Origin of the sequence: Paraburkholderia phymatum, assembly GCF_038900715.1 — a bacterium.
Taxonomy (GTDB): Bacteria; Pseudomonadota; Gammaproteobacteria; order Burkholderiales; family Burkholderiaceae; genus Paraburkholderia; species Paraburkholderia phymatum_A.
This window is the reverse complement of the sequence record NZ_JAYMRZ010000033.1, coordinates 21,039-35,837: the sequence shown is the minus strand read 5'-3', so window position 1 is coordinate 35,837 and position 14,799 is coordinate 21,039. Positions and strand designations below refer to the sequence as shown.

12 protein-coding genes are annotated in these 14,799 nt (G+C 64.1%); 8 read left to right on the top strand and 4 right to left on the bottom strand.

Annotation, left to right across the window (positions count from 1 at the left end):
- Positions 1-84: 84 nt before the first annotated feature.
- A complete protein-coding gene (locus tag VSR68_RS38055) occupies positions 85-297 on the bottom strand; it encodes a hypothetical protein (RefSeq protein WP_087732196.1) in 213 nt (70 codons plus the stop codon).
- 428 nt (positions 298-725) lie between these two features.
- Here VSR68_RS38055 and VSR68_RS38050 point away from each other — a divergent pair, with 428 nt between their 5' ends.
- The 5 genes from VSR68_RS38050 (at position 726) to VSR68_RS38030 (ending at position 8,817) form a co-directional block, all read left to right on the top strand.
- Entirely contained in the window at positions 726-3,905 is a 3,180-nt protein-coding gene (locus VSR68_RS38050) for an efflux RND transporter permease subunit (protein WP_342944677.1), read from the top strand.
- 49 nt (positions 3,906-3,954) lie between these two features.
- A complete protein-coding gene (locus tag VSR68_RS38045; RefSeq protein ID WP_342944676.1) occupies positions 3,955-5,232 on the top strand; it encodes an efflux RND transporter periplasmic adaptor subunit in 1,278 nt (425 codons plus the stop codon).
- Positions 5,229-6,743: an efflux transporter outer membrane subunit gene (locus tag VSR68_RS38040; RefSeq protein ID WP_342944675.1), complete on the top strand. Its 1,515-nt coding sequence runs from the start codon at positions 5,229-5,231 to the stop codon at positions 6,741-6,743. The genes VSR68_RS38045 and VSR68_RS38040 overlap by 4 nt, the downstream gene beginning before the upstream one ends.
- A 142-nt stretch (positions 6,744-6,885) precedes the next feature.
- Positions 6,886-8,157 carry an MFS transporter gene (locus VSR68_RS38035; RefSeq protein WP_342944674.1) on the top strand — a complete coding sequence of 424 codons (1,272 nt, stop codon included), beginning with the start codon at positions 6,886-6,888 and terminating at the stop codon, positions 8,155-8,157.
- 477 nt (positions 8,158-8,634) lie between these two features.
- Positions 8,635-8,817, top strand: a complete 183-nt coding sequence (locus VSR68_RS38030; protein WP_007582094.1) for a hypothetical protein — start codon at positions 8,635-8,637, stop codon at positions 8,815-8,817.
- 146 nt (positions 8,818-8,963) lie between these two features.
- Here VSR68_RS38030 and mgrA read toward each other — a convergent pair whose 3' ends face one another.
- Positions 8,964-10,007 carry an L-glyceraldehyde 3-phosphate reductase gene (mgrA, locus tag VSR68_RS38025; protein ID WP_342944673.1) on the bottom strand — a complete coding sequence of 348 codons (1,044 nt, stop codon included), beginning with the start codon at positions 10,005-10,007 and terminating at the stop codon, positions 8,964-8,966.
- Positions 10,008-10,333: 326 nt separating this feature from the next.
- Between mgrA and VSR68_RS38020 the strand changes: the two genes are divergently transcribed.
- Positions 10,334-10,534: a DUF3185 family protein gene (locus tag VSR68_RS38020; protein WP_090862775.1), complete on the top strand. Its 201-nt coding sequence runs from the start codon at positions 10,334-10,336 to the stop codon at positions 10,532-10,534.
- 39 nt (positions 10,535-10,573) lie between these two features.
- On the opposite strand, the gene VSR68_RS38015 is transcribed toward VSR68_RS38020, so the two are convergent.
- Positions 10,574-11,335, bottom strand: a complete 762-nt coding sequence (locus VSR68_RS38015) for a phytanoyl-CoA dioxygenase family protein (protein ID WP_342944672.1) — start codon at positions 11,333-11,335, stop codon at positions 10,574-10,576.
- A 402-nt stretch (positions 11,336-11,737) separates the two neighbouring features.
- On the opposite strand from VSR68_RS38015, the gene VSR68_RS38010 reads away from it, so the two are divergent.
- A complete protein-coding gene (locus tag VSR68_RS38010; RefSeq protein ID WP_342944671.1) occupies positions 11,738-12,127 on the top strand; it encodes a hypothetical protein in 390 nt (129 codons plus the stop codon).
- 284 nt (positions 12,128-12,411) lie between these two features.
- Here VSR68_RS38010 and metK read toward each other — a convergent pair whose 3' ends face one another.
- Positions 12,412-13,599, bottom strand: a complete 1,188-nt coding sequence (gene metK / locus VSR68_RS38005) for a methionine adenosyltransferase (protein WP_342944670.1) — start codon at positions 13,597-13,599, stop codon at positions 12,412-12,414.
- A gap of 249 nt (positions 13,600-13,848) precedes the next feature.
- Between metK and VSR68_RS38000 the strand changes: the two genes are divergently transcribed.
- Complete coding sequence (locus VSR68_RS38000) at positions 13,849-14,757, top strand: lipid A biosynthesis lauroyl acyltransferase (protein WP_342944669.1); 909 nt, start codon at positions 13,849-13,851, stop codon at positions 14,755-14,757.
- Positions 14,758-14,799 lie beyond the last annotated feature (42 nt).

Below are 14,799 nucleotides of genomic sequence, written 5' to 3'. Positions count from 1 at the left end.
CACGAGCGTGACTGGCGTCGCGCCACACACCTGGTGCGGACGCGCATCGCTACAAACGAAAAGTGGCGAGTCAGTCGCCCGCGATCAATGTATCTGCGCGCCTGCGGGACGGACGAATTCGCCCGTATCGATCAGATCCTCGAGGAAAAAGGGTTCCGTGTTCAGCTGCTTCGATGTTCCGGGCTCGCCGGCGTACCACGCCACCATCGCCATGTCGCCCAGGATGCGCATCACGATTCCGCGCGCGCCTTGTGGCACGGCAATATGCACGGATCGAACAATAGAACCGACTTGCATGATATTTCCCCGTCCTCCCTATTGCCGGCTTGTTCGGGACTGCGCCGGTCAATGTGCTGATAAAAGCGCCGCAACATGTGAAAGGTTGCACGCGCACCTGATTCGAAAAACGAAGCGCTCCTCCGAGCCTTCGCATCGGACACCCTGATGCGGACCGGAGTCCATTGTTGCCTGTTTGGGCACTTTGGCAAAGTAAAAACTAACGCCTCGCGAGGCCGCCGTTCGGTCGATTCGACTTACGAAACCCTGACTGTAACCTCTCGTAACAGGGTCATCATAAACCGCGACGCACACCCGTCTCAAAAATGTCGATGTAAGCTACGATACGCGTTATATTCCTGTCGCGCACGCCCGGCCGGGCTGTCGTTCGCGCAACGCTCGCTGCCACCAGAAGCAGCCGCTCCCCGCCCTCACCGGACCGCACCTTCATGTGGATCGTTCGTCTCGCGCTGCGGCGCCCCTACACGTTCGTCGTCCTCGCGCTGTTGCTGCTGATCATCGGCCCGCTGACGATCCTCCGCACGCCTACCGATATCTTCCCGAACATCGACATCCCGGTGCTGTCCGTCATCTGGACTTATAACGGATTGCCCGCCGACGAGATGGAACGGCGCATCGTGTTGAACTACGAGCGTGGGCTCTCGGTTGCGGTGAACGATATCGAGCACGTCGAATCGACTTCGCTTAACGGCATCGCCGTCGTCAAGATCTTCTTCCAGCCGCACGCGAACATCAGCGAGGCGCTCGCCCAGGTCACAGCGCTGTCGCAATCGCAACTGCGTTCACTGCCGCCCGGTATCACGCCACCGTTCATCCTGCGCTACAACGCATCGACAGTGCCGATCTTGCGGCTTTCGCTGTCGTCGCCATCGCTCACCGAGCAGGAACTGTTCGACTACGGTAACAACTTCCTGAAGACGCAGCTCGCGACGGTCCCGGGCGCGTCGGCGCCGTTGCCTTATGGCGGCAAGCAGCGGCAGATCATGGTCGACATCGATTCGCGCAAGCTTCAGGAGCGCAACCTGTCGCCGATGGACGTCGTCAACTCGATCACCGCGCAAAACCTGATCGTGCCGACGGGCACCGCGAAAATCGGCTCGACCGAATACTCGGTGCAGATGAATTCGAGCCCGGATTCGCTCGCCGGCCTGAACAACATCCCGATCAAGTCGGGGCCGAACGGCACCATCTATATCCGCGATGTCGCGCATGTGCGCGACGGTTATCAGCCGCAGACGAATATCGTTCGCGTGAACGGGCAGCGCGCTTCGCTGCTGACGATCAACAAGAGCGGCAACACGTCGACGCTCGAAATCGTCGATCGCATCAAGAACATGATGCCGGCGCTGCACAATCTCGTGCCCGAGTCGCTGAACATCGACCCCGTCGCGGATCAATCGCTGTTCGTGCGCGCATCGGTGCAGGGCGTGCTGCGCGAGGCGCTGATCGCCGCGTGCCTGACGGGCCTGATGATCCTGCTGTTCCTCGGCAACTGGCGCGCGACGCTGATCATCGCCGTGTCGATTCCGCTGTCGATGATCACGTCGATCATCGCGCTCTCCGCGCTCGGCGAAACGATCAACATCATGACGCTCGGCGGGCTCGCGCTCGCCGTCGGTATTCTCGTCGACGACGCGACCGTTGCAATCGAGAACATCAGTCATCAACTCGAACAGGGCAAGAACCTCGAACAGGCGATTCTCGACGGCGCGCATCAGATCGCGATTCCGACGCTCGTGTCCACGCTGTCGATCTGCATCGTGTTCGTGCCGATGTTCCTGCTGACGGGCGTCGCGCACTATCTGTTCATTCCGCTCGCGGAAGCCGTCGTGTTCGCGATGCTCGCGTCGTACTTCTTCTCGCGGACGCTCGTGCCGACGCTCGCGAAATACCTGCTGCGCTATCACCACCGGCCCGCCGACTTCCATCATTCGAACACGCGCAATCCGTTCATGCGCATTCACCTCGCGTTCGAGCGCGGCTTCGCGAACGTGCGCGAGCGCTATCGCGACTTTCTCGTTGCGCGCGTCGCGCGGCCCGGCATCTTCGTGACGGTCTTTCTGTTGTGCTGTGGCCTGTCGCTTCTGCTGATGCCGTTCCTTGGCCGCGACTTCTTCCCTTCCGTCGATGCCGGCACGATCGCGTTGCATCTGCGCGCGAAAACGGGCATGCGCGTCGAGGAAACGGCCGTGGTCACGGATCGCGTCGACACGCGCATCCGCCAGTTGATTCCGCCCGGCGAACTGCATTCGATCATCGACAACATCGGCTTGCCTGTATCCGGTATCAACCTGTCGTACAGCAACACGGGCACGATCGGCACGTCGGATGCGGACGTGCTGATCAGTCTGAACCCGGACCATCACCCGACAGCCGGCTACGTGCGCAAGCTGCGCCGCACGCTCACCGACGAATTCCCCGGCGTGCAGTTCGCTTTCCTGCCCGCCGACATCGTCAGCCAGACGCTGAACTTCGGCATGCCGTCGCCGATCGACATTCAGATCGTCGGCCGCGACGTGCAGGGCAATCGCGCGTTCGCCGCCATGCTGCTCGACAAGCTGCGCGCAATCCCCGGCCTCGCCGATGCGCGCATTCAACAGCCTTCGGACCTGCCGCGCATCTTCGTCGACATCGATCGCACGCGCGCGCAACAGGCGGGCTTCTCGCAACGCGACATCGCGAGCAATCTGCTCATCACGCTATCCGGCAGCCAGCAGACGACGCCGACGTTCTGGCTCAATCCGCGCAACGGCGTGAGCTACAACGTGATCACGGAAGCGCCGCAATACACGATGGATTCGCTGCAATCGCTCGCCAACATTCCATTGAACGCGAACGGCCACACGAACATTCTCGGCGCGCTGTCGACGATGCAGCGCACGTCGGGCAACGCCGTGCTCACGCACTACAACGCGCAGACCACGATCGACATCTACGGCACCGCCGACGGCCGCGATCTCGGCGCGGTTTCCGACGACATCAAGAAAGCGATCGCCGACACCAAAGCGCAATTGCCGAACGGCTCGACGATCGAACTGCGCGGCCAGGTGCAGACGATGAACGATTCGTTCTCCGGCCTGTTTGCGGGCCTGATCTTCGCGATCGTGCTCGTGTATCTGCTGATCGTCGTGAACTTCCAGTCGTGGCTCGATCCGTTCATCATCGTCACGGGCTTGCCGGGCGCGCTGGCGGGCATCGTTTGGATGCTGTTCCTCACGCACACCACGCTGTCGATTCCCTCGTTGACGGGCGCGATCATGTGTATCGGCATCGCGACGGCGAACTCGATTCTCGTCATCAGCTTTGCGCGCGAGCGGCTGCTCGAACATGGCGACGCGACGCGCGCCGCGATCGAAGCGGGCTTCACGCGCTTTCGCCCCGTGCTGATGACGGCGCTCGCGATGGTGATCGGCATGGTGCCGATGGCGATCGGCATCGGCGAAGGCGGCGAGCAGAACGCGCCGCTCGGGCGTGCAGTGATCGGCGGCCTCGCCATCGGCACGCTCGCGACGCTCGTGTTCGTACCCGTGGTGTTTTCGATGATCTATCGACGGCTGTCGGACCGGCGCGCACGCGCGGCCGCGCACGTCATCCACCGACCGCAGTGATGCGGCCGCAGCCATAACAACGATGCCAAGCACAGGATCTGGAGTGCCGATGGAAGGGAAACGTCCTGATGAGTCCGCGCCGCACGGGGAACGCCCGCGCGCCTCATCGAAACGCACACGCTGGATCGCGGCAGGCGCGGCCATCGTCGTGATCGCGCTCGCGGCGCAGGGCATCTGGTCGCGTCACGACGCGCAGGCCGCGCTCGAACGCGACGCGCAGCATGCCGCGCAACTGAGCGTCGAAGTCGTGCAGCCGCAGAAGTCGACGGCGGCGCTCGACCTCGTGCTGCCCGGCAACGTGCAGGCGTTTCTCGACACGCCGATCTACGCGCGCACCAACGGCTATCTGAAGAAGTGGTACGCCGACATCGGCGCGCGCGTGAAAGCGGGTCAACTGCTCGCGGAAATCGACACGCCCGAAGTCGACGATCAATTGAAGGCCGCGCGCGCCGATCTCGCGAACGCCGAAGCGAATTACGCGCTCGCGAAAAGCACCGCTGAGCGCTGGACGGAGATGCTGAAGAGCAATTCCGTCTCGAAGCAGGAAACCGACGAAAAGGTCGGCGATATGCTCGCGAAGAAAGGCACGCTCGATGCCGCCCGCTTCAACGTCTCGCGGCTCGAAAAGACGCAGTCGTTCCAGAAAGTCTTCGCGCCGTTCGACGGCATCGTGACGGCGCGCAACGTCGACGTCGGCGCGCTGATCGATGCGGGCAGCGCGGGCGGTCCGGCGAAGGAGCTGTTCCATGTCGCGCAGGCGGACAGGCTGCGCGTCTACGTGAACGTGCCGCAGGCCTACGCGCAGGAGGTGAAGGCGCGGCAGACCGCGTATCTGACGCTGACGGAATCGCCGTCGAAGCATTATCCCGGCACGGTCGCGCGCGCGTCGGGCGCCGTCGATCCGCAGCAGCGCACGATGCTCGTCGAAGTGGACGTCGACAACAGCAGCGGCGATCTGCTGCCGGGCGCGTATGCGCAGGTCCATTTCGCCCTGGGCGCGCAGGCTGCGCCGTTCACGCTGCCGGGCAACGCGTTTCTGTTCCGCCCCGACGGCGTGAAAGTCGCGACCGTCGACGCGCAACAGCACGTGAAACTCATCAAGGTCGCGCTCGGCACCGACTACGGCACGCGCGTCGCCGTTGCATCGGGCCTGAAGGGCGACGAACTGGTGATCCTGAATCCGCAGGATTCGATCGTCGATGGCGCATCGGTGCGCGTCGTGCATCCGAAGGCGAGCGGCGCTGCCGGTGCATCGGATGCATCAGGTGCTTCGGGTGCGGCCGGCAGTTCGGGCGCAGGCGAGCAGTCGGCGAAGGCGCAGGAATGAACAAGCGGCGCATTCGTCTCCGTTCAACGGTTCTCGTGCTCGCGGGCGCGAGCGTCGTCGCCGCATGCACGGTTGGCCCCGACTACAAGCGGCCCGCCGCCGCGACGGCCGTCACGTACAAGGAACTCGAAGGCAGCGGCTGGAAGAACGCGCAGCCCGCCGACACGCAGATCCGCAGCGCCTGGTGGGAGGTCTACGACGATCCCGCGCTGAACGCGCTCGAACAGCAGGTCGCGAGCGCGAACCAGAACGTGCAGGCCGCGCAGGCGCGCTTTCGCGCGGCGCGCGCGCAGGTTGCGCAGTTCCGCTCGCAGTTCTTCCCCGTCGTCACTGCAAGCGGCGGCTATTCACGCGCGCGTTCGTCGGAGAACGTGAAGTTCAAGTCGTCGGCGGGCAGGACGCTCGACGACTGGATCGTCGGCGCGGACGCAACGTGGGAGCCCGATCTGTGGGGCCGCGTGTCGCGCAGCGTGGAAGGCGCGAAGGCGAGCGCGCAGGCCAGCGCCGCCGATGCGCAAAGCGCGCTGCTGTCGATGCAAGCCGAACTCGCCACCGATTATTTCGAACTGCGCGGCATCGACCGCGAACGGCAACTGCTCGACGACACGATCTCCGCGTACAAGGAGGCCGTCGATCTCACGCAGAACCGCTACAAGGGCGGCATCGCCACCGATGCCGACGTCGCGCAGGCGCAGACGCAATTGCGCACGACGCAGGCGCAGTCGATCGATCTCGGCGTGCAGCGCGCACAGCTCGAACACGCGATCGCGATCCTGATCGGCCAGACGCCGTCGACGTTCTCGGTGCCCGTCGCGCCGCTCGTCGCTGTGCCGGTGATCGCGCCCGTCGGCGTGCCGTCGGCGCTGCTCGAGCGGCGGCCCGACATCGCCGCCGCCGAACGGCATGTCGTCGATCTGAATGCGCAGATCGGCGTGGCGACGGCGGCGTATTTTCCGAACCTGATCCTGTCGGTGACGGGCGGGCTGGAAGCGACCAACTTCAGCCAGTGGCTGCTTGCGCCGAGCCGCTTCTGGTCGCTCGGGCCGACGCTCGCGGGCACGCTGCTCGACTTCGGCGCTCGCGCCGCGCAAAAGGAGCAAGCGCAGGCGAACTACGACGAAGGCGTCGCGCAGTATCGGCAAACGGTGCTCACGGCGTTCGGCCAGGTCGAGGACAACGTCGCCGCGTTGCGCGTGCTCGAACAGGAAGCGCAGGCGCAGAACGACGCCGTCGCGGCGGCGGAACGATCGCTCGCGATCGTCACGAACCGCTACAAGAACGGCGCGATCACGTATCTCGACGTCGTCGTCGCGCAGACGACGGCGCTCACCAACGAGCGCGAAGCCGTCTCGATCGCGCGCCGCCGGATGGCCGCGAGCGTCGCACTGGTGAAGGCGCTCGGTGGCGGCTGGGATGCGTCGGCGCTGCCCACCGACGAGCAGCTCACGCATCCCGATGCCGCCCGCCAGCCCGCAAGCGCGCCGGACGCATCAAACGTGGCGCCCGGCTAGCGCGCGTTCAACACCTGAACCGGACCGCCCGGCTCGACGACGTCGACCGCTCAACCAGCGTATCGTTGAACCTTTGCACGCGTTCCAGCGCGTGCTCTGCGCGTTTTCCGCGTCGTGTGTCATCGTTTCCGGGAGTTTTGTTGTGACCGCATCGTCGGACCCGAGTCGGCCCGCTGCTTCATCCTCATCCGCTTCATCCCCTTCCTCTGCCAACGGCGTGCCGTATCTCGAACGCGGCACGCGCGCGTACTGGCGCGCGAGTCTCGCGCTGCTGTTCGCCGGCTACGCGACGTTCTCACTGCTTTACTGCGTGCAGCCGCTCTTGCCCGCGTTCTCCACGTCGTTCGATGTCAGCCCCGCGCAAAGCAGTCTTTCGCTGTCGGTGACGACGGCGGCGCTTGCGCTCGCGATCTTCGTCGCCGGCTTCGTATCGGAAGGATGGAGCCGTCATCGGCTGATGACTGCTTCGCTCACGGCGTCGTCGCTGCTGACGCTCGCCGTCGCCTTCACGCCGCAATGGCACGCGCTGCTGCTGTTGCGCACGCTCGAAGGGCTCGCGCTCGGCGGCGTGCCCGCTGTCGCGATGGCCTATCTCGCGGAGGAAGTGCACCCGGACGGCCTGGGTCTCGCGATGGGCCTCTATGTCGGCGGCACGGCGATCGGCGGAATGGCGGGGCGCGTGATCACGGGCGTCGTCGCTGATCTGTTCTCGTGGCGCGTCGCGATCGGCACGATCGGCGTGCTCGGCATCCTGTCGATGCTCGCGTTCCGCTCGCTGTTGCCGCCGTCGCGCCATTTCGTGCCGCGCCGCGGGCTCGGTTTTTCGCATCATCGCGCAGCGCTGCAGAAGCATCTCGCGCGCCCCGGCCTGCCGCCGCTGTTCCTGATGGCGTTCGTGCTGATGGGCAGCTTCGTCACGCTCTACAACTACATCGGCTACCGGCTGCTCGCGGCGCCGTTCCATCTGAGCCAGACTGCCATCGGCGGCATCTTCGTCGTGTATCTGACGGGCGTCGTCGCGTCGCCGTGGTCGGGCCGCATGGCGGACAGCTTCGGACGCGGACGCGTGCTGATCGGCAGCATCGTCGTCATGCTGTGCGGCCTGCTGCTGACCACGACGCAATCGCTCACGCTGATCGCGTGCGGCATCGCCTGCGTGACGTTCGGCTTCTTCGCCGGACATGCCGTCGCAAGCGGCTGGGTCGGCCGGATCGCGAAGGAAGCGAAGGGCCAGGCGGCCGCGCTGTATCTGCTCGCGTACTACCTCGGGTCGAGCATCGTCGGATCGTATGGCGGGCGCGTGTGGACCGCGTACGCGTGGCCGGGCGTCGCGGTGCTCGTCGGCGGACTGCTGGCGGTCGGCATCCTCGCGTCGGCTCGCCTGCGCGCACGCGAACGCGTCGGCGCAGCGTGACGGGCGTGCATCAGCCGATCCGCGCACGCGACGAACGCAATCGATTTTAGAAGCGCCCCGCGCCGCCCATTCGACAGGCAAAACGCATATTCAGAAAGGCCCGTGTAAGAGAAAGGCACGCAATGCAAGGGAGCGCGCGGACGGCGGATACGGCGGGCCGAGCCTTGTCCCGCTTTGATTTGCCGCGCCGGGGACAGACGCGCGTATGCGCCGCATCGCGCACATTGCCTCGACACCGTCGCCTATACTCGTTGCAGGCGCGCCGCATGCAGTGGATCGATCTCGACGCCGCGCGTCCAACGAGTACAAATGCAACCATCTTGCATGGGACCACGGTAAGCGCTAAAGCGCCAACTTCCGTCGACCGCCTTGCATGGGACGGGAGCAAGGCGTTAAAGCGCCAACTCCCGTCGACCGCCGTGCATGGGACGGGAGTAGGCGCTAAAGCGCCAACTCCCGTCGACATAGGAGACGAGCATGCACTATTTCACGATCGGTGATTTCATTCTGGTCATCCCGATGGCACTGGCCGGGGCTCTCTTTCTCGGCGCTCTGCCCTGCAAAACCGAGTTCAGGCACAACACATTGCGCGTGTTAGGCGCGCTGCTCGGAGTCGTGTTTGCAGTCGTGCTCGTCGAAGGTCTTCCCGCTCTCGTCTAGCGAACTGCCCGCTCTTCGCCCGTGACGAACGCCGAATCGCCGTCTTGCGATGCTTGCGACGCTCGATAAAAAAGCCGCCTTCACAGGCGGCTTTTTCATTTTTGCGCCGGGCAAATCTGCTCGGCGGTCCTGTGCAAGTACGTGGATCAGATGTGCTGATCCGTCGACGGCTTTTCCCACAGATTCACGCCGCCTTCCGTCGCATGGCGGTCGATTTCCGCGAGTTCTTCCGCCGTGAACGACAGGTTCTTCAGTGCCGCGACGTTCTCGCGCACCTGCTCGGCCTTGCTCGCGCCGATCAGCGCCGAGGTCACGCGCGGATCGCGCAGCGTCCACGCGAGCGCCATCTGCGCAAGGCTCTGACCGCGGCGCTGCGCGATGTCGTTGAGCTTGCGCACGCGCTCGATGTTCTGTGCGCTCAGGTGCTCCTGCTTCAGCGAGCCGCCGCCCGCCTTGTTGACGCGCGCATCGTCGGGCACGCCGTTCAGATACTTGTTCGTCAGCAGGCCTTGCGCGAGCGGCGTGAACGCGATCGCGCCCGAGCCGGTTTCTTCGAGCGCACCGAGCAGGTCCTGTTCGATCCAGCGGTTCAGCATGTTGTACGACGGCTGATGGATCAGCAGCGGCACCTTGTATTCTGCGAGCAGTTTCGCCATTTCGCGCGTCTTTTGCGCCGAGTACGACGAGATGCCGATGTACAGCGCCTTGCCCTGCTGCACGGCGCTCGCCAGCGCGCCCGCCGTTTCTTCGAGCGGCGTGTCGATGTCGAAACGGTGCGAATAGAAGATGTCGACGTAGTCGAGGCCCATGCGTTGCAGGCTCTGGTCGAGACTCGCGAGAATGTACTTGCGCGAGCCGCCGCCCTGGCCATACGGACCGGGCCACATGTCCCAGCCCGCCTTCGACGAGATCAGCAGTTCGTCGCGGTACGGCTTGAAGTCGTCCTTGAAGATGCGGCCGAAGTTCGTTTCCGCGCTGCCGTACGGCGGGCCGTAGTTGTTCGCGAGGTCGAAGTGCGTGATGCCGAGATCGAACGATGTGCGCAGGATTTCGCGTTGCGTCGAGATAGGCGTGGTGTCGCCGAAGTTGTGCCACAGGCCAAGCGACAGCGCCGGCAGTTTGAGACCTGACTTGCCGCAAGCGCGGTACTGCATGTCCGAATAGCGTGCTGAAGCTGCTTCGTAAGCCATTGATGGAGTCCTTGTCGAAAACAGGAGTGAAGTCCGCGATGCATGGGTGCGCATCGCGTGAAGGGGGTTCTTAATGGTGATGCGTTGGTTTTCCAGTGTGCCGACACCACGTTTTGATACCGGTATCAAACATGGTACCAAAGCGACGGTTCCAGCAACCCGACGCGCCCGGTACACAGCGTGCCATCGCGCGGCGACCGACCAGCACGCTATGTTAGCCAATCGCCGCGCAGGCTGCAGTTGCTCAGATTGCGGGACGGAGCCTAGACTCGGCGGTGTCGGTCACATAGACTTCGGCCACTTTCATCCATCGAAGAGGATTGTTCATGACCAAAGCGATTTCGCTCGCATTGATCGTCGGCGGCGTCGTGCTGCTGTACTTCGGCGGCCAGTCGTTTCATTCGTTCAGCAACGACGTGTCGCGCGTGTTCACAGGCGCGCCGACCAACAAGACCATCTTTCTGATCGCGGGCGGCATCATCGCGACGCTCGCCGGATTGATCGGGCTCGCGTCGTCGAAGCGCTGATCAGGCGCTCACCTCGCGCAAACCGCTTTCGACCGCCGCTCAAAACGCCACTTCGGGTTTCGACGCGGATCGCGAGCCCGGCAGCGGCACGTTGCTCGCGCCGTGATAAGTGAAGACCAGCGAGAACTTCACCTGATCGGTCAGATTCTTGCCCGCCGAATGCAGCGTGTTGCAGTGGAAAAACACGACATCGCCCGCCTTCAGCGCGGGCGACACCGCCTTCTGGATCAGCAGTTGATTCTCCGGCAGATCGGAGCGGAAGAACTTCGCTTCGTCGAAGCGCTCCGACGTGAAGGCCGACGCGTGAGAGCCCGGCACGAGCCATAGCGCGCCGTTGTCGACGGTCTCGTCGCCGAGCGCGAGCCACACCGACACCAGATCGTCCCGCTCGAACGACCAGTACCGCACATCGCGATGCCAGCCCGTCAGGCTGCCATACGCGGGATGCTTGGTCATCATGCAGTTGTGATGCGCGCGCGACAGGCGCGGCTCTTCGCCGAAATACAGCTCCATCCAGCCGCGGATTTCGGGCGCCGTCGCCCATTCGGCGAAGCGCGGATGGCGCGCGTACGCATCGAGAAGGCGCCGCACCGTGTGGCCCCCCGGCGCGTGCTTCGACTCGGGCGCGCCGGGATAGCGCAAGTCTGCTTCGAACTCGATGGGCGCCGCGGCTTCGTGCAACTGCTCGCGCGCGATTCGTTTCATCTCTTCGCATCGCTCGGGCGCGATGAGATCCGGCACCACGACAAAACCCTGTTCCCGCAGCACCTGTATCTGCTCTTTCTTCGAATGGACTGACATGGACGTTCCGCTCAACTAGTGTTCTTCGACAACCCGGTAGCCATTGTAAAACGGGCACGATCGGACAGTGTGCGCGCTACGCGCCCAGCATGCGATGCGAACGGGCGGCGTTGCACGCGGCGTGGGCAGCCGTGCACGTTCGTCGAGCGCAAAGGGCGCAATCAGGTCGGCTTCGTCCTCGTAAAAACCCTGATCGCGCTGGACTTTCGACGGTCATCAATCACGTGTAGCCTTGCACGCATGTCGATTGCACTACACGCCTCATTGCCGTCGGCGCGGCCATTCGCCGCCGCTGCCGCCTCATACCGCCTTTCCTCAGGCTATTGCGTCCCAACCGTTGGCATAGATGGTGCTGGTTTCGCAGCACTCTTCGTCGCGTGTCACGCTGCCTGATCTAATGCCATGCATAGTCCATTGAGCACTCGACTCACCCGCGCGTTCAACGCCGCGCGTCCCGCACGCCGCCACGTGGTGCGTGCGCTCCGTCATCATTCCGCGCGTACGCGTGCGCTCGCCGCGCAGTTGCGCGACGCAAGGCCCGTCGATAGCGTGCGCACGTGGTTCCGCACTTTCTTCAGCGCATTGCGCATGCACGACGCGTCGCGGCGCTTGTCGCTGCGCGCGCTGCTGCGCAATCCGTCGTCCGTGCGCATGCTTGGCGTTTCGCCGCGCGCCGCGAAGCAAGTCGCGCTGGCAGGCGCCGCCAAGCCCGCGAGTTCGCCGCATAGCACGAGCCGCCGCCCGCGCCGCGTATCGGCGACGAGCGAAGGCTGGTTCGCGTTCGCGCACTGAGGTTGGATCGCTAGGTTTCGTCGCAGGGTTCGCGTCGCCGGATTTGCGTCGTTTGATGATCGCGTTTGCGTGCGATCGCGCCTGATGCCCGCCACTGCCCACGCGAGCATCGCCCGGTTTGCCCTGCATCACGCGCGTTACGCGTAGTAAAAGCGCGCCAGAAGGCACAAAAGACAACGCCCTGCATGTGCTTCACAGCGCATGCAGGGCGTTTTTCGCTTCGGTCCGGGCGCTCTGACCGAACCGCGCGGCATTTAGCCGCGCGAGTCCTTCGCCGAACCGGCTCAGGCGATAGCGGCAACCGGCTCCGTGCCAGCGGCCTCGGCGAGCACGAGCGCCTTATCGGCGGCTTCCCACGAGAATTCCGGCTCTTCGCGGCCGAAGTGGCCATACGCCGCCGTCTTTTCGTAGATCGGGCGCAGCAGGTCGAGCATCTGGATGATGCCCTTCGGACGCAGGTCGAAGTGTTCCTGGACGAGACGCGTGATCGTCGCATCCGACACGCGGCCCGTGCCGAACGTGTTGACCATCACCGACGTCGGCTGAGCAACGCCGATCGCGTACGACACCTGGATCAGCGCGCGCGATGCGAGGCCGGCCGCGACGATGTTCTTCGCGACGTAGCGGCCAGCGTACGCAGCCGAGCGGTCCACCTTCGACGGGTCCTTGCCCGAGAATGCGCCGCCGCCGTGCGGAGCCGCGCCGCCGTACGTATCGACGATGATCTTGCGGCCCGTCAGGCCGCAGTCGCCCTGCGGGCCGCCAATCACGAACCGGCCGGTCGGGTTCACGAGGAATTTGATGTCGCCCTTGATCAGATCGGCCGGCATCGTCGGCTTGATGATCTCTTCGATCACGGCTTCGCGCAGCGTCGAGAGCTCGATTTCCGGCGCGTGTTGCGTAGACAGAACGACGGTGTCGATCGAGTGCGGCTTACCGTCGACATAGCGGACGGTCACTTGCGACTTCGCGTCCGGACGCAGCCACGGCAGACGGCCGTCGCGGCGCAGATTCGCCTGGCGCTCGACGAGACGGTGCGACAGATGGATCGGCAGCGGCATCAGCTCGGGCGTTTCGTCGCATGCGTAGCCGAACATCAGGCCCTGGTCGCCCGCGCCCTGATCGAGGTTGTTGTCGTGCGCGCGGTCGACGCCTTGCGCGATATCCGGCGATTGCTTGTCGTACGCGACGAGCACCGCGCAGCCGCGATAGTCGATGCCGTAGTCGGTGTTGTCGTAGCCGATGCGCTTGATGGTCTCGCGCGCGACCTGGATGTAATCGACGTTGGCCGTCGTGGTGATTTCGCCCGCCAGGACGACAAGACCCGTGTTGCACAGCGTTTCCGCTGCGACACGCGAGTATTTGTCCTGCGCGAGGATCGCATCGAGAATGGCGTCCGAGATCTGGTCTGCGACCTTGTCCGGATGACCTTCGGAAACGGATTCAGAGGTGAAGAGGTAATCGTTAGCCACGTTGCAGGCTCCTTTATTGGTTACGGTTGAGTTTCACGTAGCCTGCTTCGAGCCTGAAGCGGCGACGCTTTAGCGGATTTCTGCACGACCGGACGATAATCTGAAAGATCACCGACCGCCCGCTTCGCCCCGCAAGTTGTCTATTAACTCGGCGAAGCCCTTATTATAGCGACTTCTTTCATTTGTCACAGAGTGTCTGCGCGTGCGGTATATCGACCTTTTCGCCGTTTCTCTTTACCCAGCGAGACCATGCGCGCCCATCGGAGCAGCCGCATGCTGAGCCGCCTGGGCGTCACGTTCGCAATCGGTCTTCTCAAGCTGTTCGCCCTGCTGCCCTATGGTTTCGTCGCGCGCCTCGGCGACGGCCTCGGCTGGCTGCTCTACCAGATTCCGAGCCGCCGCCGGCGCATCGTCCACACCAACCTGAAGCTGTGCTTTCCCGAGTGGAGCGACGAGCGCCGCGAGGAAGTCGCGCAAAAGCACTTCCGGCACGCGATCCGCAGCTATCTGGAGCGCAGCGTGCAATGGTTCGGCTCCGCAAAGAAGCTGGAGAAGCTGATTCAGCTCGACAGCGAAATCGATCTCACCGATCCCAATCTGCCGCCGACGCTGTTTCTCGGCTTCCATTTCGTCGGCATCGAGGCCGGCTCGATTTTTCTCAACTATTCGCTGAAACGCTCATGCGGATCGCTATATCAGCCGATGTCGAACCCGCAGCTGGAGGCGGTCGCGAAAGCGCAGCGCGGCCGTTTCGACGCCGAAATGGCGAGCCGCGCAGACAGCGCGCGCATCGTGCTGCGCTGGCTGCGCGAGCGCAAGCCGGTGATGCTCGGCGCGGACATGGACTACGGAATGCGCAATTCGACGTTCGTGCCGTTCTTCGGCGTGCCGACGTGCACGCTGACGGCCGTCGGCCGGCTGGCGAAAGTCGGGCGCGCGCAGGTGGTGCCGTTCATCGGCGAAGTGCTGCCGAACTACAAGGGCTACCGGCTGAAGGTGTTCAAGCCGTGGGACAACTACCCGACGGGCGACGACGACACCGACGCACGCCGCATGAACGAATTCCTCGAAGAGCACATTCCCGACATGCCCGAGCAGTACTACTGGGTACACAAGCGCTTCAAGACGCGTCCGCCGGGCGATCCGAGCTTTTACTGAAACGCGCCTGCACACAGTGGGCGAGACTGACAATCAGTCACT